Below are 23,817 nucleotides of genomic sequence, written 5' to 3'. Positions count from 1 at the left end.
GGTTTTGAACCATGGGCCATTCGGAGTGGTGGGAGGACATCTTCCGGAGACTGCCGCCCGAGGTCCTCGACGACTATCTTCGGACTCTTCGCGCTGTCCACCGCTACTACGAGGGCCGGATCATCGGGTCGCCGGGGGTGAGGAGCAGCTGGGTTTCCATCGACGACGGGGGGCGGCTGCGCGTCGGACCCCCCGTCGGATCCGTACACACCTATAACCCGTACCCGGAGGAGCGCGCCGGGCCGAGCCAGGCCGAGGTGGCCCTCCGCGACTTGATGGCTTCCTATCCGGACTGCCGTTGCGGCGCCTATGTGTGCGGCGACATCGTCTTCAAGTTCTGGTGGCCCGGCCGTCGTCGGATCGAAGACACGTCGGTCGACGTTCACCTGGGCCACCGGCAGCTGCCTCGTGACGCGCCGCCCTGTGCCAGGCATGGGTTCTTCAGGTTCCCGTTCGAGGTGGAGGGGCGTCTTGTGCGGCGGATGAGGATGGATCCGGCCACGGTGGAATTCATCGACCGGCAGCGGTGAGCGTCGCATCCTCCACGTTGTTCGACGGGTAAATCCGCAAGCACCATGAGCGCCTCGGCTCCCTCCGCTTCGAATGGCTCTCCGACCTGCCCGGAACGGCCGAGGAGCGCACCCGCCGCATGCGGGCCGCTTGCGGTCGGTGTGTGTTCGCCGCGAGTCCGTCGCCCCAGGCGGTGTGCGGGGGCTCCTTTCGCGTGACCGGTGATCCCGGGGTTCGCTGGAGAACGCGAGAACGGGTGATGGCGTAGCCGCGCCTGTTTCTTTCTGAATGACGCCCCGATGCGGGCGAACTTGTGTGTGTGCGGAAGGCGCCTCGGCCGGTGCCGGACCATTCTCTTCCCTTCTTCGGGCGGGTCGATCGATGAGGTCTCGGCGAGCCTGAGTTTCCCCATCGAGGCTCTTGATGAGCGCTCGTGCACGCGGTGCTGAGTTCGCGGATCTGCGCTCTTCGGGTTTGCGACTGTCGGGCCCTGGGGTGTCGGTGGGCCCTGGCCTGCGGGTTGGGGGCCCGCGTCCGCGCGGCGGGGCTGCCTGTGGCGTTGTCCCAGAAGGTGATCTTGTTGTCTTCGGCGGAGTGCCGGGTACTGGGGCAACGTCCTCGGGAGAGGGGACAGTAAGCGCTTTGTTGCCATATAGACAACGGGTCGGCCGGATGGCTGAGGAAGTGCGGGGAAATCCGTGGCGAGGTGTTGTGCATATGACATCGCTGTTGTAGCTTCACCCATCACCGCAGCTCAACGACCCACGGGGACCTATCGATGGAACTTGACCTCACCGAAGAACGGACCGAACGTGCCCGCAGCATCGCCGAAGCCGGCGGCGTGGAGCAGGCCCTCGACAGCGGGGCGATCCCGGCGCGGGTGAGCCTCACACTGTCCGAGGCGCTGGTCCTCGGACTGCTCCGGCAGCACGTCCGCAAGTTCGTGGTCGTGTTCGGTCACGGGTCCACCGAGCTGGCCGAGGTGCTGCGCGTCTACGAGGACGCCGGGTTGGTCAGGACCTACGCGGTGCGGCACGAGACCGAGGCCTCGCACGCCGCCGCGGCGCTGCGGTGGGTCACGGGCGAGAAGGCGGCGGTGGTCACCTCGATCGGGCCCGGCGCGCTGCAGGCGATGGCCGGGTCGCTGGTCGCCAGCAGTGACGGCCTGGGGGTCTGGCATCTCTACGGGGACGAGACCACCGAGGACGAGGGCCCCAACATGCAGCAGATCCCGAGGCCGGAACAGGGACTGTTCCTGCGTCTCACCTCCGCCATGGGCCCGGCGTACTCGCTGCACACCCCGCGCGCCCTGCCCACCGCGCTGCGCCGCGGCCTGAACACCGTCGACCACCCCTACCGGCCGGGCCCGTTCTACCTGCTGCTTCCGCTGAACACCCAGCCGCAGGTCATCGACGACTTCAACCTCCGCGAGCTGCCGACCGGAGTCCCGCCGCGGCTGGGCGCCGCCGCGGCCGACTACCGGGCGACCGCGCGCAGGCTGCTGGACGCCGAGCGGGTCGTGGTGAAGGTCGGCGGCGGCGCCCGAGGCTCCCGCCGTGAGCTGGAGGAGCTCGCCGACCTGGTCGACGCCGTCTTCGTCATGTCGCCCGTCAGCCTCGGCGTCGTACCCGCGAGCCATCCGCGCCAGATGATGGTGGGCGGCTCCAAGGGCTCGCTCAGCGGCAACTTCGCCATGGAGAACGGCGACCTGCTGCTCGCCGTCGGGACCCGCTCGGTCTGCCAGGCCGACTCGTCCCGCACCGGGTACCCGCGCGTCCGGCACGTGGTGAACATCAACGCCGACCTCGACGCCGCGACGCACTACAACGAGACGACGGCGCTGGTCGGGGACGCCCAGGAGACGCTGGGCGCGCTCGTCGAGGCCGTCCGGGCCGAGCTGGCCGAGTCCGGTGGGGGAGTCGAGGCGTCCACCTGGCTCTCCGAGTGCCAGGACGCCCGGCGCGCGTGGGAGCGGATCAAGCAGGACAGGCTCGACCGGCCGACGCTCCACGACCCGGTGTGGGAGCGCGAGGTGCTGACGCAGCCGGCCGCGATCCAGACCATCACCGAATGGGCGGAGAGCGCCGACGCGGTGACCTTCTTCGACGCCGGGGACGTCCAGGCCGTCGGCTTCCAGATGTCGGCCGAGGAGGAGCCGGGCCAGTCCTTCACCGAGGCGGGCGCCAGCTACATGGGCTTCGCGACCAGCGCCGTCCTCGCGACCGCGATCGGCGACGAGGACTGGTACGGCGTCGCGGTGACCGGTGACGGCTCCTTCACCATGAACCCGCAGGTGCTGATCGACGGGGTGGCGCACGGCGCCAAGGGCTGCGTCGTGGTCCTCGACAACCGCCGGATGGCGGCCATCTCGAGCCTGCAGATCGACCAGTACGGCGTCGACCACGCCACGTCCGACGGGGTCGCGGTCGACTACGTCGCCTGGGCCGGATCGGTGGAGGGCGTCACCGCGCTCCACGGCGGCCACAGCCGCGAGTCCCTGCGCGAGGCGCTGGAGAAGGCGCGGGCGCAGGACGGGCTGTCGCTGATTCACGTCCCCGTCTACTTCGGGGACGACCCGGCCGGAGGACTCCCCTCGTACGGCCGCTGGAACGTCGGCAACTCGGTGGAGGACACCCAGCGGCTTCGACACGAGATTGGACTCTGAGTTGACCGGCACCAAGGACCGCACCCCCCTCGACGACGCGAACCTCCAGGACGTCCTGCCCCCGTCGCGCCTCTTCATCGACGGTGTCTGGAGGGACGCCGGAGACGGCCGGACCCGCGCCGTGGAGAACCCCGCGACCGAGACCGAGCTCACCGCGGTACCGCTCGCCACCGGCGCGGACCTCGACGACGCCCTCGCCGCGGCGGCGGCCGGTTTCCAGCGGTGGCGGACGACGTCCGCCTGGGACCGCTCGGACGTGCTGCGCCGTTTCGCGCAGGTGATCCGCGAGGACGCCGACCGCTTCGCGCTGGTCATGACCCTCGAACAGGGCAAGCCCCTGGCGCAGGCGCGCGGCGAGGTCCTCGCCTCGGCCGACCAGTTCGACTGGTACGCCGACGAGGCCCGCCGCGTCTACGGCCGCAGCGTCGACGGGCACGACACGTCCACCAGGATCCTGGTCCGGCGCGAGCCGATCGGGCCCGTGGCGGCGTTCGCGGCGTGGAACTTCCCGTCGCTGCTGACCGCCCGCAAGATCGCCCCGGCGCTGGCCTCGGGCTGCTCCATCATCGTGATGGCGCCGATCGAGGCGCCCCTGAGCACCCTGCTGTTCGCCGAGGTCGCGGAGAAGGCCGGGCTTCCGGCGGGCGTGCTGAACGTCGTCACCGGTGAACCGGCGCAGGTGTCCCAGCACCTCATCTCCTCCGACGTGATCCGCAAGGTCAGCCTCACCGGATCGGTCCCGGTGGGCGTCCAGCTCGTCACGCTGGCCGCGCAGGGGATGAAGGCGACGTCCATGGAACTGGGCGGGCACGCGCCCGTCCTGGTGTTCCCCGACACCGACGTCCGGCGCGCGGCCGAGATCTGCGCGCGCGGCAAGTTCCGCAACGGCGGCCAGGTGTGCATCGCCGCCAGCCGCTTCCTGGTCCACGAGTCGGTCGCGGACGAGTTCACCGAGGCGTTCGTCGAGGAGACCCGCAAGCTCCGCCTCGGCGACGGGCGGGACCCGGACACCGACGTCGGCCCGCTGACCACCGCCGCCCGCCGGGCCGCGATCGCCGACCTCGTCGAGGACGCGCTCGCCGGGGGAGCCCGGCTCGAGCACGGCGGCGGCGCGCCGGAGGAGTTCCAGGTCGGGTACTACTTCACCCCGACCGTCCTCACCGGCGTCAGCGCGGACATGCGGGTGATGCGGGAGGAGCCCTTCGGCCCGATCGCGCCCATCGTCACCTTCTCCACCTTCGACGAGGCCATCGCCATCGCCAACTCGACCCCGTACGGCCTCGGCGGCTTCGTCTTCACCGGCGACCTCACCACCGCCTTCCGCGCGTCGGAGGAGCTCGAGGTCGGGATGGTCGGCGTGAACCACCTGACCATCGCCACCGCCGAGGCGCCGTTCGGCGGAGTCAAGCAGTCCGGCCACGGCCGCGAGGGCGGCACCGAGGGGATCGACGACTACACCGTGACCAAGTACGTCAGCATGCGCCTCGGGGACCTCGCGTGACCGGCCCGAACGACGCGACCGGCCCGGCCGGCGCGAACGACGTGAACCGCGCGGACGACCCGCGCGTGCAGGGCGTCGACCGCGGCCTCACCTCCTACGGCGACCCGGGGTTCAGCCGGTTCCTGCGCCGCGCGTTCCTCGCCTCGGCCGGGTACGACGCCGACGACCTGGACCGTCCTGTGGTCGGCATCGCCGACACCAGCAGCGACTACACCACCTGCCACCGCGAGATGCCGCAGCTGGTCGAGTCCGTCAAGCGCGGCGTCCTGGAGGCGGGCGGCCTGCCGCTGGTCTTCCCGACGATGTCGCTGCCGGAGATCCTGCTGTCGCCGACCTCGATGATGTTCCGCAACCTCCTCGCCATGGAGACCGAGGAACTGATCAAGGCCCAGCCCATGGACGCCGTGGTCCTGCTCGGCGGCTGCGACAAGACCGTCCCGGCGCAGCTGATGGCGGCGGTGTCCGCGGACGTCCCGGCGGTCGAGGTGGTCGCCGGTCCGATGCTCACCAGCTCCTGGCAGGGGCAGCGGCTCGGCGCGTGCACCGACTGCCGCGGCATGTGGGCCCGGCACCGGGCCGGTGACCTGGACGAGGCCCAGATCGCGGACGTCCGGTCGGCGCTCGCCACCACCGGCGGGACGTGCATGGTGATGGGCACCGCCTCCACCATGGCCTGCGTCACCGAGGCGCTCGGGCTCAGCCCGGCGGGCACCGCCACGGCGCCGGCCGCCAGCGGGGACCGGCTCCGCGCGGGCACGACCGCGGGCCGCCTGGCGGTCGCGGCGGCGCGGGACGGCCTGCGCCCCTCGAACCTGCTGAGCAAGGCCAGCCTCACGAACGCGGTCACCGTGCTGATGGCGATCGGAGGGTCGACGAACGCGATCATCCACCTGCTCGCCATCGCCGGACGCACCGGCCTGGACCTGACCCTGGACGACTTCGACGCGATCGCCCGGCGCGTCCCGCTGCTGGTGGACTGCAAGCCCTCGGGCGTCGGCTACCTGGAGGACATGCACCGCGCGGGCGGCGTGCCCGTCCTGATGAAGACGCTGGAACCGCTGCTGGACCTGTCCGCGCGGACCATCGAGGGCGGCACGCTGGGCGACCGCCTCGCGGGTGTCGAACCGGCGCCGTCCTGGCAGACCACGATCCGGCCGCTTGACGAGCCGCTCGGACCGCCGCGCGCCCTCGCGGTGCTGCGCGGCAACCTCGCCCCGGACGGCGCGGTCATCAAGCTGTCCGCCGCGACGCCCGAGCTGACCGTCCACGAGGGGCCCGCGGTGGTGTTCGAGTCGCCCGAGGACGTGGCGCTGCGCATCGACGACCCGGCGCTGGAGATCACTCCGGACTCGGTGCTCGTCCTGCGCAATGCCGGGCCGGTCGCCTCCGGCATGCCCGAGGCCGGATCGTTCCCGGTGCCGAGGCGGCTCGCGCAGCAGGGCGTGCGCGACATGGTGCGCGTCTCGGACGCGCGGATGAGCGGGACGTCCTACGGCACCGTCGTGCTCCACGTCGCGCCCGAGGCCGCCATCGGCGGACCGCTCGCGCTCGTGGAGGACGGCGACGTCATCCGGCTCAACGCCCCCGCGGGGGAACTCACCCTTCTTGTCCCCGACGACGAACTCCAGCGACGCCGGGCGAAGTGGACGCCTCCGCCCGCGCCCGCGCGCGGATGGCGCCGGCTGAACGCCGAACACGTGCTCCAGGCCCCCCAGGGCGCCGACTTTGACACACTCAGGCCCGCCACGCAGGGCTCCTGCGGAGTGCACACCGAAGGCGGAGACGAGGAGTGAGCACCGTGAGCGATGAGCGAGCGACGACCGGCGAGCGCGCGACGACCGACGGCCGGACGCCGACCCGCACCCGGGCGACGGGCCGCGGCGCGACGAGCGGCAGCGCGGCGGGCGGCGGCGCCACGGGCGAGGGGACGAGGTCGCGTGCCGCCGGAGCGCTCGCGTCGGGACTGGACATCCTCGAGACCCTCGCCGGCAGCACCGCGGGCATGGGCGTGACCGCGCTCGCCCGCGCCGTCGGGCAGGACAAGGGCAACGCCCACCGCCTGCTGCGGATGCTCGAAGAGCGCGGCTACGTCGAGCAGGACCCCAACACCAAGGCCTACCGCGCCTCGGTGCAGCTGGTGTCGCTGGCCGGGCAGCTGCTGCGCGACCTCGACGTCGCCCTCATCGCCCAGCCGACGATGCGTGAGCTGTCGGGCCGGACGGGCGAGGCGGTGCACCTGGCGCGGCGCACCAGGTTCGGCGGCGTCTACGTCGCCCAGGAGCGTCAGGGCGGCGGCCGGGTCACCGTCGAGACCGAGATCGGCGCGCAGCCGATGATCCACGCGACCGCCACCGGCAAGGCGCTGTACTGCATGGCGACCGACGAGGAGCTGGAGCGGGTGGCGCCGCCGCCGCTGCGGAGCTTCACGATCCGGACGATCACGTCCGTCCCGGCGCTGACGGCCGACCTGGAGAAGGTCCGCGAGCGCGGCTACGCCGTCGACGACGAGGAGCTGAACCTCGACGTCCGCTGCGTCGCCGCCCCGATCTTCGACCTGTACGGCACGCCGGTGGCGAGCATCGGAGTGTCGGGCCCGGCGGCCCGAGTCGGCCTTTCGCAGGTCGACGAACTCGGTAGGCAGGTCCGCGCCGCGGCGGTGCGGATCACAGAGGAAATGGGCGGACACGTCCCCGTCACGTTCGGCGTCCGCCCGACACCACCCATGGAGGTTCACGAGTGATTCTTCAGCGTACCCGACGCCGTTCGCGGGTGGCGGGCCTGACGGCACTGGCCGTCCTCGCCCCGCTCGCCCTCGCGGGCTGCGGTGGTTCGAGCAGCGGCTCGGACGGCAAGTCGGTCAGCATGGCGCACTACTTCAGCGACGCCCTCGGCGCCAAGGCGTTCAAGACGATCGCGCCGCTGTGCACCCAGCAGACCGGCCGCGACGTCAAGAACAACCCGATCCAGCACGAGGCGTTCAAGGACTCCATCCTCGTCCAGCTCGCCGGCGGCAACCCGCCCGACGTGTTCTCCTACTGGGCCGGCGCCAAGACGCAGTACCTCGTCGACCAGAAGCGCATGGCCTCCCTCGACGACGTGTGGGCGAAGAACGGCCTCGACAAGGCCATCCCCGAGTCCCTCTCCAAGGCGTCCGCCGACTACAACGGCCACAAGTTCCTGCTGCCGTTCGACTACCACTACGTCGGCATGTTCTACAACCCGAAGGTCATGGCCAAGGCGGGCATCACCACCATGCCCAAGACCTGGGACGAGCTGATGGCCGCGGCCGCCAAGCTCAAGGCCGCCGGGATCACCCCGTTCGCCCTGGGCTCCAAGAACCAGTGGCCCGCGCAGTTCTGGTTCGACTACCTGCTGCTGCGCACCGCCGGCCCCGACTACCGCCAGAAGCTCATGGCGGGCGAGGCCAAGTACACCGACCCGCAGGTCAAGACCGCCTTCTCGATGTGGAAGGACCTCTTCGACAAGGGCTACTTCAACAAGAGCCCGAACGGCATCGACTGGCCGGACGCCGCCGACATGGTCTCCAAGGGCCAGGCCGCCATGACGCTGAACGGCACCTGGATCACCGGGTACTGGGACGAGAACAAGGTGACGCCCGGGAAGGGCTACGACATGTTCCCGTTCCCGCAGGTCACGCCGGGCGTCCCGCAGGCGGCGCTCGGACCGGTGGACGGGTGGGCCCTGTCCACGGCCGCCCCGAACAAGGCCGCCGCCGAGGACCTCCTGAAGTGCCTGTCCAGCCCCGAGGCGCAGCGGGACATGGCGCTCGCCCAGGGCGCGCTCGCCCCGAACCAGAACGCCGACCTGAAGTCGCAGAACGAGGTCATGCACAAGGCCGCCAAGGAAGTGAAGGCGGCCAGCACCTTCGTCTTCAACTACGACCTCGCGACTCCGCCGGAGATGTCGGAGCCCGGCCTGAACACGATCCAGAAGTTCGTGGACGATCCCGCCAAGCTCGACGGTGACCTCCAGGAGGCCCAGTCGGCGGCGGACGGCGCCTTCAAGAAGAACTAGCAAGCCCGCGCGGTGGCGGTGACGGCGGGAGAACCGCCGTCACCGCCACCCGCCCTGCCCTCGATGGCCGTGAGACGGCCCGATGGGCTCGAAAGGAAGGAACAAGGAGTGTCGACGCGACGCATCGGCTGGGCCTCCGTCTTCTTGGCCGTGCCTCTGATCGCCTATGTGGCCGCCGTGGTCGGTCCGGGGCTGTACTCGTTCTACTACAGCCTCACCGACTGGAACGCCGTCGGCGGCACCGCCAACTTCATCGGGCTCCGGCACTACACCGAGATGGCGAAGGACGAGCACTTCTGGCATGCGCTGAAGAACACGGCCATCTGGACGGGCGTCGCGGTGGTCGTCCCCACGCTGGCCGGACTCGGCCTGGCCCTCGGGCTCGCCCAGGTCAAGCGGATGCAGAGGCTCATCAAGTCCCTGTTCTTCCTGCCGCTGGCGCTCTCCCTCGTCGTGGTCGGGCAGGTGTGGTTCTGGATCTTCCGCCCCGAGGACGGACTGCTGAACCTGATCCTCGGCCGCGTGGGACTGGAGTCGTGGCAGCACTCCTGGCTCTCCGACCCCGACGTGGCGTTCTGGTCGGTGCTGGTGGCCTGGTGCTGGCAGCAGGTCTCCCTCGCCATGGTGGTGTTCCTCGCCGGACTGACCAGCGTGCAGGCCGAGCTGGTCGAGGCGTCCAAGGTGGACGGCGCCAGCAGCCTGCAGCGGCTGTGGCACGTCGTCCTGCCCTCGCTGCGGCCCTCGTTCGCGGTCGTGGTCTCACTGTCGATGATCAACGCCCTGAAGAGCTTCGACATCGTCTACGTGATGACCGAGGGCGGCCCGTTCCGCAAGACCGAGACGCTGGCGCTCCTGGTCTACCGCAGCGCCTTCAAGACCTACGACTTCGGCTACGCGAGCGCGGTGTCGGTGGTGCTGTTCGTGATCACGCTGATCACCATCGGCCTCTTCTTCGCCTGGACCAACCGAGAGGACTACCAGAATGTCTGAAACAGCCGTCCTCACCCGCACCCGGGCCGACGAGAAGACGACCGCGCCCCAGGCCCCGGCCCCTCGGCGGAACCGCGAACGCGGCGGGCGCGCCCTGGCGCTGTCCCTGCTGCTGGTCTTCGGCATCGCGTTCCTGACGCCGGTGATCGGTGTCGTCCTCACCTCCTTCAAGTCCAATCCCGAGATCGCCCAGCACGGGCTGTGGACGCCGAGCGGCGACCTCACCACCGACAACTACATGAAGGCGTGGTCGGACGGGAACGCCGGCACCTACCTGCTCAACTCCTTCCTCGTCACGATCCCGGCCACGGCCATCTCGGTCGTCCTCGGCACCCTGGTCGGCTACGTGGTCGCCAAGCTCCGGCCGCGCGGCTCCGGCCTGATCACGCTGTTCTTCGTCGCGGGCCTGTTCGTCCCGCCGCAGGTCCTGCTGATCCCGCTGTTCAAGCTGTTCAACGTCAACGGCCTCTACGACACCCTGTGGCCGATGATCATCGTCCACGGCGGCTACGGCATCTCGCTGTGCACGCTGGTCATGCGCAACTTCTTCCGCTCTGTCCCCGACGAGCTGCGCGAGGCCGGGCTGATCGACGGCGCCAGTGAGCCGCGCATCCTGGCCTCGGTGATCCTGCCGGTGGCGCGTCCCGCGCTCGCGGCGCTGGCCACGCTGCAGTTCACCTTCATCTGGAACGACTTCCTGTACCCGCTGGTGTTCACCCGCTCGGACGAGATGCGGACCGTGATGGTCGGCATCCTGTCCCTGCAGGGCCAGTTCTCCGTCGCCTACGGAACCCAGGCGGCGATGGCGGTGCTCGCGAGCCTGCCCACGATGGCCGTCTTCATCGCCTTCCAGAAGCACTTCATCGCCGGCATCACCGCCGGCGCGGTCAAGGGCTGACCCACCCCCGTCCAGGCCCGCCCGTCCAGGGCCCATCCGTCCAGGGCACCACCCCTCCAGGGCGTCCACCCGTCCGGGGCCGCCCGCACAACCTAGGAGACCCACTGTGATCCGTCTGGGGATCATCGGCTGCGGCCGCATCTCGGACCTGCACGCCCAGGCCTACCTCGACCACCCCGAGTCGACGATCGTCGCCGTCGCCGACCCCGACGCGGGCAACCTCGCCACCCGGGGAGCGGCCTGGGGCGTCCCTGACAGCGGCCGCTACCAGGACTACCGCGACCTGCTGGCGCGCCCGGACGTGGACGCCGTCGAGATCCTGGTGCCGCACCACCTCCACGCCCCCATCACGCTCGACGCGATGAACGCCGGCAAGCACGTCTCGCTGCAGAAGCCGATGGCCCTGTCGATGGACGACGCGACGATGATGGTCCGGGCCGGGCACGAGCGCGGCGTCACGTTCAAGGTGTTCGAGAACTTCGTGTTCTACCCGCCGGTGATGCGCGCGAAGGAGCTCGTCGAGAACGGCGAGATCGGCGACCTGGTGAGCATCCGCATCAAGTCGAACCCGGGCTGGAGCCCGACCGCGTGGGACGTCCCCGCCGCGGCGGCCGCCTGGCGGGTCGACGAGTCCAAGTGCGGCGGCGGGCCGCTGGTCTTCGACGACGGGCACCACAAGTTCGCGATCGCCTGGTACTTCCTCGGCCTCGCCGACCGCGTCCACGCGTTCATCGGCTCGTCGCACGGCCTGGACGCGCCGTCCATCGTCAGCTGGCACCACACCGGCGGTCAGGTCGGCTCGCTCGAGGTCGCCTACTCCCCGGACCTCCAACTGCACACCGCCCAGTACGCGCAGGACGACCGGGTCGAGATCACCGGGACGCGCGGCGTCATCTGGATCACCCGCGGCCACGGGCGCATGCTGGACGTCCCGCCGGTCATCCTCTACCGCGACGGCGAGACGCGCGGCTTCTCCGACATGGCGACCGGCTGGGACAGCAGCTTCCTCAACTCCGGGAAGCACTTCGTCGACGCGCTCCTCAACGGCACGTCGCCGTCCCTGACCGGCGAGGAGGGATCGGAGGTCCTCGCCTTCGCGCTGGCCGCCCAGGAGTCGGCGAAGACCGGCGTCGCCGCCGCCCCGCGGGTGGACGGTCTTGGCTGACTTCGTCGGGGCGGTGGACCACGGGACGACCAGCACCCGTTTCATGGTCTTCGACCACGGCGGGCACGTCCTCGCCAGTGCGCAGGTCGAGCACCGGCAGATCCTGCCGAGGCCCGGATGGGTCGAGCACGACCCGATCGAGATCTGGCACAACACCGCCCTGGTCATCGAGAAGGTGATGGCCGACACCGGGCTCGGCTGGCGGGACCTGGCCGCGCTCGGGGTGACCAACCAGCGTGAGACGACCGTCGTGTGGAACCGCCGCACCGGACGTCCCTACGCCAACGCCGTCGTCTGGCAGGACACCCGGACCGACGCGCTGGTCAGCGCCATCGCGGACGACGACCGCGGACGGCTCGTCCGGCACCGGACGGGCCTTCCCCCGGCCACGTACTTCTCGGCGGCCAAGCTCCAGTGGATCCTCGACAACGTCCCCGGCGTCCGCCGTGACGCCGAGGCGGGTGAGGCGGTCTTCGGCACCGTCGACACCTGGCTGCTGTGGAACCTCACCGGAGGCGTGGACGGCGGCGTGCACGTCACGGACGTGACCAACGCCAGCCGCACCATGCTCATGGACCTGGAGACCCTCGACTGGGACGACGAGCTGCTCGCCGTCTTCGACGTTCCGCGGTCGATGCTTCCTAAGATCCGGCCCTCGTCCGTCCCGGACGGCCACGGCCGGACGACCGGCACCGGGCCGCTGAGGGGCCCGGTGCCGCTGCCCGCCGTCCTCGGCGACCAGCAGGCCGCCATGGTCGGCCAGCTGTGCCTCGCGCCGGGGGAGGCCAAGAACACCTACGGCACCGGCAACTTCCTCCTGATGAACACCGGCACCACCCTGGTCCGGTCCGGCAACGGGCTGCTGTCCACGGTCTGCTACCAGTTCGGGGACGAGCCGCCCGTGTACGCGCTGGAGGGATCGATCGCGGCCACCGGCTCGGTGGTGCAGTGGCTGCGCGACCAGATGGGGATCATCCGCGACGCCTCGGAGATCGAGTCCCTGGCCCGCGAGGTCCCCGACACCGGCGGGGTCTGCTTCGTCCCGGCGTTCTCCGGCCTGTTCGCGCCGCACTGGCGGCCGGACGCGCGCGGCGCCGTGGTCGGGCTGACCCGGTTCAGCCACAGGGGGCACCTGGCCCGGGCGACGCTCGAGGCCATCTGCCACCAGAGCCGGGACGTCGCCGAGGCCATGGAGAAGGACTCCGGCGTGAAACTGAACATCCTCAAGGTGGACGGCGGCGTCACCGCGAACGACCTGTGCATGCAGATCCAGGCGGACCTGCTCGGCGTCCCGGTGAGCCGTCCCGTCGTCGCGGAGACGACGGCGCTCGGCGCCGCCTACGCGGCCGGCCTCGCCGTCGGGCACTGGGCGTCCACCGCCGAACTTCAAGACAACTGGCACGAGGACCGGCGCTGGCTCCCCGAACGCTCCGAGGAGCACCGCGCCGCGGCCCGTGACGAATGGCACCGGGCGGTCGCCCGGTCGCTGGACTGGGTGGAGATGTGATGACGACCCGAGCTCGGACCCTCGGACCGGAACCGCGCCGGCGGGCGGCGGCCGACCTGGCCGCGGCGGACCTCGACGTCCTGATCGTGGGCGGCGGCGTGGTGGGCTGCGGCGCGGCGCTGGACGCGGTCACCCGCGGCCTGCGCGTCGGCCTGGTGGAGGCGCAGGACTTCGGCTCGGGGACGTCCAGCCGGTCCAGCAAGCTCATCCACGGCGGACTGCGCTACCTCGAGCAGCTCAACCTCGGGCTCGTCCGGGAGGCGCTCCAGGAACGGTCCCTCATCCTCAGCACCCTCGCCCCGCACCTCGCGCGGCCGGTGCCGTTCCTCTACCCGCTGCGGCACAGGGTCTGGGAGCGCCCCTACGTGGGCAGCGGCGTCTTCCTCTACGACACCATGGGCGGACGGCGCGGCGTTCCGGGCCACCGCCACATGAGCAAGCGGCGGGTCCTCCGGGAATCCCCGGGGCTGCGCGACGACGTCCTCGTCGGGGCGGTGAAGTACTACGACGGCCAGACCGACGACGCCCGCTACACCATGCTTCTCGCCCGGACGGCGGCGCACTACGGGGCGATCTGCGTCAACCGCGCGCAGGCGGTGCGGTTCCTCTACGACGGCTCGAGCGTCGCGGGCGCGGTGATCCGCGACGAGGAGACGGGCGAGGAGCACGAGGTGCGCGCCCGGCACACCATCAACGCCGCGGGCGTGTGGACGGACGAGATCGAGAAGATGGGCGGCGCCAGGGCGCCGTTCGACGTGCGGGCGTCCAAGGGCGTCCACATCCTCGTCCCGAAGGACAGGATCGAGCTCTCGTCCGGGATCATCAGCCGGACCGAGAAGAGCGTCCTGTTCATCATCCCGTGGGCCAAGCACTGGATCATCGGCACCACCGACACCCCCTGGGACCTGGACTTGCGGAACCCGGCGGCGAGCCGGCGCGACGTCGACTACATCCTCGACCACACCAACCAGCTCCTGAAGAACCCCCTGAGCAGGGACGACATCGTCGGCGTGTACGCCGGGCTCAGGCCGCTGCTCGCCGGGAACAGCGACGAGACCGCCGCGCTCTCGCGCGAGCACGCCGTCGCGAACCCGGTCGAGGGACTCACGGTGGTGGCGGGCGGGAAGTACACGACCTACCGGGTGATGGCCAAGGACGCGGTGGACGCCGCCGTCAGCGGCCTGCCGGAGAAGGTGCCCGCCTCCTGCACCCACCGCCTTCCCCTCCTCGGAGCGAACGGCTTCGCCGCGGCCTGGAACCAGCGCACTCTCCACGCGCGCATGAGCGGCCTTCCCGTCCGCCGGGTGGAGCACATGCTCCGGCGCTACGGGACGCTCACGACCGACCTGCTCGACCTGATCGACGAACGGCCGGAGCTGGGCGAACCGCTGGCGGGAGCGGAGTCGTACCTCAACGCCGAGATCTACTACGCGGCCCTCGCCGAGGGGGCCCTCCACCTCGACGACCTGCTGACCCGGCGCACCCACGTCTCGATCGAGACGCCCGACCGGGGGCGCGCGGCGGCCCGTCCGGCCGCGGAGATCGTGGCCCCGCTGCTCGGCTGGGACGAGGCCGACGTCGACCGGGAGGTCGCTCAGTACCACGCTCGGGTGGAGGCCGAGCTGAAGGCTGAGGCGGCCCTCGACGACCTCACCGCGGACGCCGTCCACCGCGAGGCCATCGCCAGCTGACCGGAGCGTCAGGTCGGGCCCGGGCAGGTGCACCTGCCCGGGCCCGACCCTTTTGAAATTCCACGGGTCAGGAAAGCTCCATTCGAAAAGGCCAATTCGGGCTCCATGTGCTTCACGTGCACGGCCGGGCTTGGTCGATGGAGGTCGCCGGACCCCCGCATCATTTGCGGTCACTCTTCTGTCAGATTCCGTTCAATGACTCGCCGCCGACGCCCGTCACGGAAGTAGTGACATCTCTTCACGCGCAGTGGCGATAAGTCGAGTCCCAGAAAGCTTGACCGGGTTGAGTATTGGTCGCATGCTGAGTCCGCCGCTGATCCACAGCTCCCCGGAGGCGTCCCAGCGATGGCGATGACGAATTGTCCGGTGAGATCGGGGTGGAGTTGAACGCGGTGAAGACCGGTTTCGCGCCGTTCGGCGACGACAGGCCGGTGTTCTCGGGGGTCCAGTGCAGGGAGTCCAGGCGTTCTCGCAAGCGCCCTGGCCCTACAGAAGGAGAGGCTCGATGAGCCGGAACCCCCATTGGCGTCGCCACGCGACCATCCTGTGCGGGATCGTCACGCTCGCGGTGTCACTCGCGTCCCCGGACGCCATGGCAGGTCCCAGGAACACGGCCGCACCGGCGGGGGAGTCGCTGTCGGACGCGGTGACCGCCCGGCTGCTGGGAACCACGCGACAGCTCAGACCCGACCTGGCCGCCACCGCCGACCGCGCCGACACGACCGTCGACGTCAGGCGGAAGCAGGGCGCTTGGGCTTTCGGGACGGCGGTCGTGCGCGCACCGCACGTCGACGGCGCCTACCCCGAGGGGCACCTGTTCCTGGCCCGCCGCACCGGGAACACGTGGCGCATCGCGTTCGACAGCGACACCGGGTTCGCCACGCTCGCCGACACCGCGCCGATGATGTCGGCGGCCGAACGGCACACGTTCGGGACCTCGTCGACCGCCCCGTCCTCCTCGTCCTCCTCGATCACGTCGAAGCTCACGGCCGCGGCGGACTACCGCACCGGGATGCGCCTGCCGTTCGCGCTCGGCCAGGACTGGATCCTGCGCGGCGGTCCGCACGGGTTCGCGGGCACGGACACGCCGTGGACGGCGATCGACCTCAAGGGCGGCGACCAGCGCGTGCTCGCCGCCGCGGGCGGCACCGCGTACACCATCTGCTCCAGCGGAAAGGGCTGGATCCGGGTGTACCACCCGCCGCTGTACAGCGGCGGCCCCCGCCTCGCGACCGACTACTACCACCTGGTCGGCAACCCCGCCTTCAGCGGCCAGCACGTCGACGAGGGCGCGTTCCTCGGCAACACCGGCACCGACGTCAGCTGCGGCGGCGAGGCCAGCAGCCGCCACGTCCACTTCTCCCTCGGCACCTACGGCACCAGCCCGAACCCGCCCAGCGACCGCACCAAGATCGCGATCGCCGGGCACGCCTTCGGCGGCTGGGTGATCAGGAGCGGCTCCGCGGCGTACGAGGGCTACGCGCTGCACGGCTCGGCCAAGTGCACGGCGAACGGCGACGGCGGCGCGACCTGCATGCACAACTACGGCAAGCTCGCCCTCAACCAGGGCATCGTCGACGCGAACGGCAGCGCCTCGGTGACCAGGCGCAGCGGCCCTGGTGACGGTAACGCGTCCGCGGGAACCGTCGCCGACGGCGCCACGGTCACCGTGAGTTGCACCGGAACCGGCACCTCGCACACCGGCCGCTGGGGCACCACCACCCTGTGGGACCGCCTCTCCGACGGAACCTGGATCCCCGACGCCTTCCTCTACACCGGCGTCAACGGCGCGATCAAGGGCGCCTGCTGACCTCCTCCACCAGCACGCCGCGGGCAGTGCTCGACCTGAGCGCACCCGAGCCCTGCCCGCGGCCCCCCTTGACCGCTCCAGTGCCGATGGCGGCGACGAGAGCGGAGGCGCCGACGGCCATGAGGGCCGCCGTCGCGCCGGTCGGGCCGAGGTCGAAGAGCCGGCCGATCACCAGGTCGGCCGCGAAGGCGAAGATGCCGGCGGCGGACTGCAGGACGCCGTAGTAGGAGCCGAAGCGGCCGGGCCCCGCGTAGAGGGCGGTCCGCTGGAACACCGTTGGCTGGATCAGTCCGTTGGCGACGCCGTTCAGAACGGCCGCGAGCATCAACGCACCCGTCTGCGTCCCGTCCAGCGGGGCCAGCACGAAGAACGCCGCCGCCGAGCACAACAGGCCCACGCGGAGCACCCACGGACGCTCGCCGCGACGGCCGGCGGCGACGAACGGCTGGACGGCCGCGGCGACGGCGGCGAGGACGCAGAAACCCACGGTCGCCGCGCCAGAGGCGAAGCCGAGAAGCGGGACCGCGGTCATGATGTGATTCGCGAGCAGGGTCGTCGGGACGGCCGTCAACGCGAAGTACACGAAGGCGCGATTCCCCACGACCGTCCGCACGTTGGCCACGATGTCGCGAAAGCCCCTGGTCGCGGATGCGGTGGCGCCCTCGGGCAACAGCAGGAACAGGACACCGGCGACCGCCCAGAGGACGGCGGCCGTCCCCGCCAGAAGCGAGAACCGTCCCAGCATCAGGAGCGCGAGCCCCGCCGGCGGACCGACGATCGTGGCGATGTGCTGCGCGGCGACATAGGCGGCGAAGCCACGGGAACGCCGAGCGGAGTCGACCCCGGCCAGCAGGCACTGGGCCGCCGGGTTGTAGAGCGCGCCACCCACCGCCTGGACAGCGGCTGCGAGCACGAGCATGCCGACATCGTCGGCGACGACGAGCAGCGCCAGGCCCAGAGCGCGCACCACACAGGCGATCACCCCGGTGCGGCGCGCACCGATCAGGTCGGTGACCGCCCCGACCGGAAGCAGCAGCGTGTACTGCAGACCGACCTGCACGCCCAGGACCAGACCGACCGTGCTCGCCGAAAGCCCCAGATCGTTCCGCATGTGCGCGACGAAATGCGCCACCACGGCGAACGCGCCCAAGCAGACGGCGAACTGCGCCGCGACCACCGTGACGATCAACCGTCCGCCGGACCGCCGACGTTTCGCGCGCATCATGATCCCCACGACTCTCTCACGAAGCGCCAGGGCACATGACGCAACGAGGTCAGCCCACCGCAACCCGCCCCGCAGGCGCCCCAGCCCGTGATCGGAGAGTACGTCACCGTGTCCGGTCTTCGGGGCGGTGAAGGAGGTTTCCGGTCAGCGGGGGCGCTGGTCGCCGCTCCGTTCGGCGAGCCGGTTCTCCCAGGCCCAGGCGGCGATCTCCACGCGGTTCCGAAGTCCCAGCTTCGCCTGGACGCCGGCCACGTGGCCCTTGACGGTGCTCATGGAGATGAACAGCTCGGTGGCGATCTCCTGGTTCGTACGACCCCTGGCGATGGCCCGGACGACCTCGGTCTCCCTCCCGGAGAGCCGCGCCGCGGCGTCGTCGATGCCCCGCGTCCTGGGGGAGGCGAGGTGCTTGATGAGCCGGACGGTGATCGACGGGGAGATCAGCGCGTCTCCCGTGCTGGCGGCCCGGACGGCTTCGACGAGCAGGGCGGGGCCCGCGTCCTTGAGGACGAAGCCGATGGCCCCGTCCCGCAGCGCCCCGTAGACGTACTCGTCGAGGTCGAAGGTGGTGACGATGACCACCCGGAGCGGGTCGGCGACGTCGGGGCCGGCGAGGGCCCGGGTGACCTCGATGCCGTCGAGGCGGGGCATCCGGATGTCGACGAGGCACACGTCCGGGCGCAGGCGCCGGGCCAGGGCGATGGCCTCGGCGCCGTCCGAGGCCTCGCCGACCACGGTGATGTCGGGCTGGTCTTCCAGGATGAGGCGCAGTCCGTTGCGGACCATCGCCTGGTCGTCGGCGATGAGAACCCGGATGGTCATGGCGTGCCCGGGGCGGGCAGTGTGGCGAGCACCGACCAGCCGGCGCCGGGACGCGGGCCGGCGACGAGGGTGCCGCCGAGGGCCTCGACACGTTCGCGCATCCCGAGGAGCCCGTACCCGCCGCCGTGGGGGAACCAGGGCGAGCCGGCCGGGGACGCGTCGTCGGTGATCTCGACGGTGATGGCCCGCCGGCCGTGGGCGAGGGTCACGGTGACCTGGCGGGCGTCGGCCGCGTGGCGCTTGATGTTGGTCAGGGCCTCGGCGGCGACCCGGTGGATGGTGGTGGTCACCTCGGGCGGCCAGGTCGGATCGGGCGGGCCGTCGGGCAGGACGAGCCGCGCGGCGGGGACGTGCGCGGCGAACCGGTCCACGAGGTCGGTGAGTCGTTCCGGCGCAGGGGCGAGTCCGCTGGCGTCCTCGCCGTTCCGGAGCAGGCCGATGACCTGGCGCATGGCGGTGAGCGCGTCGGTTCCGGCGGTCTCGATGCCCTCCAAGGTGGCGTCGAGAGCACCGGTGTTCCTGCGTGCGGCTATGCGGGCGCCCTGCGCCTGGAGGACGACACCGGTGATGTGGTGGGCGGCCGAATCGTGGAGTTCCTTGGCCAGCTCCAGGCGCTCGCCGCGTCGCACCGCCTCGATGACGGCCAGGCGCCGGGCGTCCATGATGCGAAGCGACAGCCCGATCCCGATGGCGGCGCCCCATCCCGTTCCGAGGGCGTTGGAGACGGCGGGATGGCTGCTCATCGCCCCGGCGGCCACCGCCAGCCCGCCGGCCGCGACGACCGCCGCCCGCCGGACGGGCAGCGCCCGGACCGCGGAACCGACGAGCACGAACAGGCCGAGGCTGGCCGCGATGCCCGGCTGGCCGCGCAGATCCCACCGCCAGGCGACCACCTCGGCGACACCGGAGACGACGAGACCCACCGCCGCGGCCCACGCGCGGCTGCGCGCACGCAGGACGGCGGCCGCGCACACCACCACTCCGACGACGAAGTCGACCAGCCAGTTCTGATGGAAGGCCGCGATGGCGTGGTCCTCCACGGCGAGCAGCATGGCGAACACGACGGCGAGCACCGCGTTGACCGCGGCCCCGCGCCACCCGGCGAGGCGATCCAGCACGTTCACGCTGCTCAGGCTACGCAGCCCCCGGGGGTCCGGGATACCGGCCGGAAGTACCGTCCGTCCGGCGCGAACCGTACTTCCGGCCGGTGCACACGCTCGGCCGCCACCAGAACAGTTGACCGCATGCCATTGCGATCGACGACCCAGGAGGAGCCGGCATGACCGCAGTCCTGCAGGCCCGCGAACTGGGCAAGAGATACCGGCGGCGCTGGGCGCTGTCGGAATGCACCCTCGACATCCCGGCCGGGCGGGTCGTCGGCCTGGTCGGCCCCAACGGCGCTGGGAAGACCACCCTGCTGAGCCTCGCCGGTGGCCTTCTGACGCCGACGGACGGCACGATCGAGGTGTGCGGCGGGCGGCCCGGCGCCGGCCGGGCGCAACAGGCGAAGGTCGGCTTCGTCGCCCAGAACACCCCGACCTACGCCAGGCTGACCGTCGCCGACCACCTTCGACTCGGCGCCAAGCTCAGCCCACGATGGGACGAGCGGACGGCCCAGGAGCGGATCCGGCGCCTCGGCCTCAGCCCCGACCAGCGGGCCGGGAACCTGTCCGGCGGCCAGTGCGCCCAGCTCGCCCTGACCCTCGCCGTCGCCAAGCGCCCAGAACTGCTCATCCTCGACGAGCCGGTCGCCGCGCTCGACCCGCTCGCCCGCCGCGACTTCATGCAGGACCTGCACGACGCCACCGCCGACCAGGAGCTCAGCGTCGTCCACTCCTCCCACCTGGTCTCCGACGTGGAGCGGGTCTGCGACTACGTCATCGTCCTCGTCGCCTCCCGCGTCCGGCTCGCCGGTGACGTCCGCGCCTTGCTGGACCGCCACCGCCTGGTGACCGCGCCGCGCACGGCCACCGTCCCGGACGGGCTGCACGTCGTCTCGGCCCAGCACACCGACCGGGAGACCACCATGCTCGTCCGCTCCGACTCCGGGACCCCCACCTGGACGAGCCACGCAGGGACGTACGACCCCGCCTGGAGGACGAGCCCCGTCGGCCTGGAAGACCTCGTCCTGGCCTATATGAGCCAGTCCGTTCCCGTACCGGAGGCGCACCGATGATCTGGCTGACCTGGCGCCAGTTCCGCACACAGGCCGCGGTGGTCTTCGGAGCCGTCGCCGTCGTCCTCGCCGCCCTCGCGGCCACCGGCCCGCGCCTGGCCCACATGTACCAGGCACGCGGCAGCCGGTTCCTCGACGGCCTCGGCGGCCTCGAGACGAACCTCTACCTCGTCACCGTCCTGGCGCTGCTGGTCCTGCCCGCCCTCATCGGCATGTTCTGGGGCGCCCCGCTGGTCACCCGGGAGCTGGACGCCGGAACGCACCGGCTGGCCTGGACCCTGACCACCCGCACCCGCTGGCTCATCGCCAAGCTCGCCCTCATCGGCCTGGCCGCCATGGCCGCCGCCGGGCTGCTAGGCCTCGCGGTCACCTGGTGGGCCGCCCCGATCGACAAGGCCATCGCCGCCAGGAACGGCGCCCCCGGACCGGGATTCCTCCTCTTCCCGAGGTTGGCCCCCGAGGTCTTCGACTCCCGCGGCATCGTCCCCATCGGCTACGCCGCGCTCTTCTTCGTCCTCGGCGTCACGATCGGGATCGCCGTACGCCGCACCCTGCCCGCGATGGCGATCCTCGGCGCCCTGTTCATCGTCGTCCAGATCACCATGTCCATGGCGGTCCGGCCGCACCTCGCCGCCCCTGAACGCGTCACCACGACGATCTCGAACCACAACATGCTGAACATCAACATGTTCAACCACGCGACGGTGACCCTCGACGAGCCCGGCGCCTGGCTCGCCTCGCAGCAGACCGTCGACGCTTCCGGTCACCAGGCCGCCGTGCCCTCCTGGTTCGTGGACTGCATGGCCCGCTCGACGCAGCAACGTGAGGCGTGCTTCACCAAGTTCGCCGACCAGGGATTCCGCCAACGGGTGACCTACCACCCCGCCGACAGCTTCTGGACCATCCAAATCTACGAAACGGTCATCTACCTCGGCCTCGCCCTAATGCTGGCCGGGCTGTGCACCTGGTGGGTCCGCCGCCTGTCCCGCTGACCCTTTCTGCGTTCGATTACGATCTTCCACGGCCGCGAGTGACGCATGCCCACCGTGCACTGCGCCGAGCTCGCGCCCCCCAACGCGGTGAAGAGAGGACGACACGAAATGCGGCGCAACCGCGCATTGTCCGACGCCCCTTCCGACCATCCACGCAGCTCCGCCCCGCCCCGCGCGGCCTTCCGCCGATTTCCGCGGCCGTCCGCCGCGATGGGGACGGCCGCACTGATCGCCGCCGCATCCCTGTCCGTCGCGACATCCCCGGCAAGCGACGCGGCGACTCCGGCCGCGACCGCACCATCGGTTCCCAAACTGGACTGGAAGACCTGCGACGAGGAATTCCAGTGCGCGACGGTTCAGGTACCCCTGGACTACCGTGACCCGCACGGCAAGACCATCAACATCGCCGTCGAGCGGCACCAGGCGACCGACACCGCGCACCGCATCGGCTCACTGTTCGCCAACGGCGGTGGCCCCAGCGTGCAGCTCGCGAAATTCGCCGCCAGCTACAAACACCTCCCCTCAGCCTGGCGAGCCCGGTACGACATCATCGGGTTCGACCCGCGAGGGTTCGGCTCGAGCACCGCCGTCCGGTGCTTCCCGACCACCGAAGCGGAGGACGAGTTCGTGTCCGGCGCGCCGATCGGATTCCCCGACGGAGCGAAGGAGACATCGGCCTGGACGCGCACGTGGGCCGCCTTCGACGCGCGATGCGCCACGCTCAACGGCAGCCTGCTCAAACACCTCAGCACGGCCGACGTGGCCCGGGACATGGACCTGCTGCGCCGGGCGGTCGGCGACCGCACCCTGAACTACATGGGCCTCTCGTACGGCACGCTGCTCGGCGCCACCTACGCCAACCTGTTCCCCACCACCGTCGGACGCATGGCCCTGGACGGCAATCTGGACCCAGTCGCCTGGACCAACGGGGACGGCGTCCTGCCGAGCTTCCTGCGCTTGGGCAGGGACCAGGCGTCCGCCGAAGTCCTGAAGGACTTCCTCGACCTGTGCGGCAAAGCGTCCACGGCCGCCTGCGCGTTCTCGGCAGGCACGCCATCCGCGACACGGGCCAAGTACGACACCCTGCTGCAGCGGCTGCGCCGACACCCGGTGACCATGGGCACCCCGCCGGACACGCAAAACTGCGGTTACGTCTGCGGAGTCGTCAGCATTCCCCTCGGCAGCCTTTCCGCATGGCAGGAAGGAGCCGACTTTCTGCAGCAGATGTGGGTGCAGTCCCACGGCGGCGCTTCCCCCTCGGCTGCGCGGAAACCGAAGACCTCGCCGACGAGATCCGCCCAATCCCCGATCCCCTACACCGGTCACGAGCAGTTCCTGGCCACGATGTGCTCCGACAGCCCGAACCCGCGCGACCCACGCGCCTACACGGCCGCCGCACGACTGGCCTACGCCAGGTCCGGACCCCAGGGGTTGGAGCCGGCCTGGAGCACCGAGCCATGCGCGGGATGGCCGCAGGGCAAGGACCGTTACTCAGGACCTTGGAATCGCCGCACGGCCAACCCCATCCTCCTTCTCAACAACACCAAGGATCCGGCCACCTCCTACGGGCAAGCGGTCACGCTGTCCCGAACCCTGGCCCGGGCGCGTCTCCTGACCGTCGACGGGTACGGCCACACCGTGTTCTCCAACCCCAGCACATGCGCCACGGGATACGAGACCCAATACCTGCTCACCGGAGCCCTGCCACCCCCCGGAACCGTCTGCAAGCAGGACGCCACACCCTTCCCGGAGACACCCGGCAAGTAGCAGGCGCAGCACCCGCTACGTCTGCGTCCGTCGGCCAGGACTGGTAGCCGGGCCACCGAAGCCCGG

At 71.0% G+C, this 23,817-nt stretch carries 18 protein-coding genes; 15 read left to right on the top strand and 3 right to left on the bottom strand.

Annotated elements, in window-relative coordinates:
- Positions 1-11: 11 nt before the first annotated feature.
- The 12 genes from AB0L06_RS36195 (at position 12) to AB0L06_RS36140 (ending at position 16,772) form a co-directional block, all read left to right on the top strand.
- Positions 12-530, top strand: coding sequence for a hypothetical protein (locus AB0L06_RS36195; protein ID WP_500235697.1), 519 nt, complete (start codon positions 12-14; stop codon positions 528-530).
- A 758-nt stretch (positions 531-1,288) separates the two neighbouring features.
- Positions 1,289-3,175: a thiamine pyrophosphate-dependent enzyme gene (locus AB0L06_RS36190; protein WP_500235696.1), complete on the top strand. Its 1,887-nt coding sequence runs from the start codon at positions 1,289-1,291 to the stop codon at positions 3,173-3,175.
- 1 nt (position 3,176) lies between these two features.
- Positions 3,177-4,676, top strand: a complete 1,500-nt coding sequence (locus AB0L06_RS36185; protein WP_500235695.1) for an NAD-dependent succinate-semialdehyde dehydrogenase — start codon at positions 3,177-3,179, stop codon at positions 4,674-4,676.
- Entirely contained in the window at positions 4,673-6,469 is a 1,797-nt protein-coding gene (locus AB0L06_RS36180; protein WP_500235694.1) for a dihydroxy-acid dehydratase, read from the top strand. The genes AB0L06_RS36185 and AB0L06_RS36180 overlap by 4 nt, the downstream gene beginning before the upstream one ends.
- Positions 6,470-6,474: 5 nt before the next feature.
- The gene (locus AB0L06_RS36175) at positions 6,475-7,416 is read left to right on the top strand and encodes an IclR family transcriptional regulator (RefSeq protein WP_500235693.1); all 942 of its coding nucleotides are present in this window, start codon (positions 6,475-6,477) and stop codon (positions 7,414-7,416) included.
- Positions 7,413-8,711 (top strand): ABC transporter substrate-binding protein, encoded by a 1,299-nt coding sequence (locus AB0L06_RS36170; protein ID WP_500235692.1) that lies wholly within the window; start codon positions 7,413-7,415, stop codon positions 8,709-8,711. The genes AB0L06_RS36175 and AB0L06_RS36170 overlap by 4 nt, the downstream gene beginning before the upstream one ends.
- Before the next feature lie 108 nt (positions 8,712-8,819).
- Positions 8,820-9,701 carry a carbohydrate ABC transporter permease gene (locus AB0L06_RS36165; protein ID WP_500235691.1) on the top strand — a complete coding sequence of 294 codons (882 nt, stop codon included), beginning with the start codon at positions 8,820-8,822 and terminating at the stop codon, positions 9,699-9,701.
- Entirely contained in the window at positions 9,694-10,599 is a 906-nt protein-coding gene (locus AB0L06_RS36160) for a carbohydrate ABC transporter permease (protein WP_500235690.1), read from the top strand. Before AB0L06_RS36165 ends, AB0L06_RS36160 begins: the two co-directional genes overlap by 8 nt.
- 106 nt (positions 10,600-10,705) lie before the next feature.
- Positions 10,706-11,764 carry a Gfo/Idh/MocA family protein gene (locus tag AB0L06_RS36155; protein ID WP_500235689.1) on the top strand — a complete coding sequence of 353 codons (1,059 nt, stop codon included), beginning with the start codon at positions 10,706-10,708 and terminating at the stop codon, positions 11,762-11,764.
- Entirely contained in the window at positions 11,757-13,271 is a 1,515-nt protein-coding gene (gene glpK / locus AB0L06_RS36150) for a glycerol kinase GlpK (protein WP_500235688.1), read from the top strand. Before AB0L06_RS36155 ends, glpK begins: the two co-directional genes overlap by 8 nt.
- Positions 13,271-14,962, top strand: a complete 1,692-nt coding sequence (locus AB0L06_RS36145; RefSeq protein ID WP_500235687.1) for a glycerol-3-phosphate dehydrogenase/oxidase — start codon at positions 13,271-13,273, stop codon at positions 14,960-14,962. The genes glpK and AB0L06_RS36145 overlap by 1 nt, the downstream gene beginning before the upstream one ends.
- Before the next feature lie 505 nt (positions 14,963-15,467).
- The gene (locus tag AB0L06_RS36140) at positions 15,468-16,772 is read left to right on the top strand and encodes a hypothetical protein (protein WP_500235686.1); all 1,305 of its coding nucleotides are present in this window, start codon (positions 15,468-15,470) and stop codon (positions 16,770-16,772) included.
- Here AB0L06_RS36140 and AB0L06_RS36135 read toward each other — a convergent pair.
- From AB0L06_RS36135 to AB0L06_RS36125, 3 genes are all read right to left on the bottom strand, one after another.
- The gene (locus tag AB0L06_RS36135; protein WP_500235685.1) at positions 16,756-17,994 is read right to left on the bottom strand and encodes an MFS transporter; all 1,239 of its coding nucleotides are present in this window, start codon (positions 17,992-17,994) and stop codon (positions 16,756-16,758) included. The two genes, AB0L06_RS36140 and AB0L06_RS36135, sit on opposite strands and share 17 nt — an antisense overlap.
- A 147-nt stretch (positions 17,995-18,141) precedes the next feature.
- Complete coding sequence (locus tag AB0L06_RS36130) at positions 18,142-18,816, bottom strand: response regulator (protein ID WP_500235684.1); 675 nt, start codon at positions 18,814-18,816, stop codon at positions 18,142-18,144.
- Positions 18,813-19,940: a sensor histidine kinase gene (locus AB0L06_RS36125; RefSeq protein ID WP_500235683.1), complete on the bottom strand. Its 1,128-nt coding sequence runs from the start codon at positions 19,938-19,940 to the stop codon at positions 18,813-18,815. The genes AB0L06_RS36130 and AB0L06_RS36125 overlap by 4 nt, the downstream gene beginning before the upstream one ends.
- 155 nt (positions 19,941-20,095) lie before the next feature.
- Here AB0L06_RS36125 and AB0L06_RS36120 point away from each other — a divergent pair, with 155 nt between their 5' ends.
- The 3 genes from AB0L06_RS36120 (at position 20,096) to AB0L06_RS36110 (ending at position 23,751) form a co-directional block, all read left to right on the top strand.
- On the top strand, positions 20,096-20,992 hold the full coding sequence (locus AB0L06_RS36120) for an ABC transporter ATP-binding protein (RefSeq protein WP_500235681.1): 897 nt from the start codon (positions 20,096-20,098) through the stop codon (positions 20,990-20,992).
- Complete coding sequence (locus AB0L06_RS36115) at positions 20,989-21,984, top strand: ABC-2 membrane transporter-related protein (RefSeq protein WP_500235680.1); 996 nt, start codon at positions 20,989-20,991, stop codon at positions 21,982-21,984. Before AB0L06_RS36120 ends, AB0L06_RS36115 begins: the two co-directional genes overlap by 4 nt.
- 108 nt (positions 21,985-22,092) lie before the next feature.
- The gene (locus tag AB0L06_RS36110) at positions 22,093-23,751 is read left to right on the top strand and encodes an alpha/beta hydrolase (RefSeq protein WP_500235678.1); all 1,659 of its coding nucleotides are present in this window, start codon (positions 22,093-22,095) and stop codon (positions 23,749-23,751) included.
- Positions 23,752-23,817 lie beyond the last annotated feature (66 nt).

Origin of the sequence: Spirillospora sp. NPDC052269 (assembly GCF_040679435.1) — a bacterium.
GTDB lineage: Bacteria > Actinomycetota > Actinomycetes > Streptosporangiales > Streptosporangiaceae > Spirillospora.
The sequence above is the reverse complement of the archived record's forward strand: the minus strand, read 5'-3'. Positions and strand labels throughout refer to the sequence as shown.

Coding starts and splice junctions, on each gene's coding strand:
- AB0L06_RS36195 (WP_500235697.1), top strand. CDS start 12: ATGGGCCATTCGGAGTGGTGGGAGGACATCTTCCGGAGACTGCCGCCC.
- AB0L06_RS36190 (WP_500235696.1), top strand. CDS start 1,289: ATGGAACTTGACCTCACCGAAGAACGGACCGAACGTGCCCGCAGCATC.
- AB0L06_RS36160 (WP_500235690.1), top strand. CDS start 9,694: ATGTCTGAAACAGCCGTCCTCACCCGCACCCGGGCCGACGAGAAGACG.
- AB0L06_RS36145 (WP_500235687.1), top strand. CDS start 13,271: ATGACGACCCGAGCTCGGACCCTCGGACCGGAACCGCGCCGGCGGGCG.
- AB0L06_RS36140 (WP_500235686.1), top strand. CDS start 15,468: ATGAGCCGGAACCCCCATTGGCGTCGCCACGCGACCATCCTGTGCGGG.
- AB0L06_RS36135 (WP_500235685.1), bottom strand. CDS start 17,994: ATGCGCGCGAAACGTCGGCGGTCCGGCGGACGGTTGATCGTCACGGTG.
- AB0L06_RS36130 (WP_500235684.1), bottom strand. CDS start 18,816: ATGACCATCCGGGTTCTCATCGCCGACGACCAGGCGATGGTCCGCAAC.
- AB0L06_RS36120 (WP_500235681.1), top strand. CDS start 20,096: ATGACCGCAGTCCTGCAGGCCCGCGAACTGGGCAAGAGATACCGGCGG.
- AB0L06_RS36115 (WP_500235680.1), top strand. CDS start 20,989: ATGATCTGGCTGACCTGGCGCCAGTTCCGCACACAGGCCGCGGTGGTC.
- AB0L06_RS36110 (WP_500235678.1), top strand. CDS start 22,093: ATGCGGCGCAACCGCGCATTGTCCGACGCCCCTTCCGACCATCCACGC.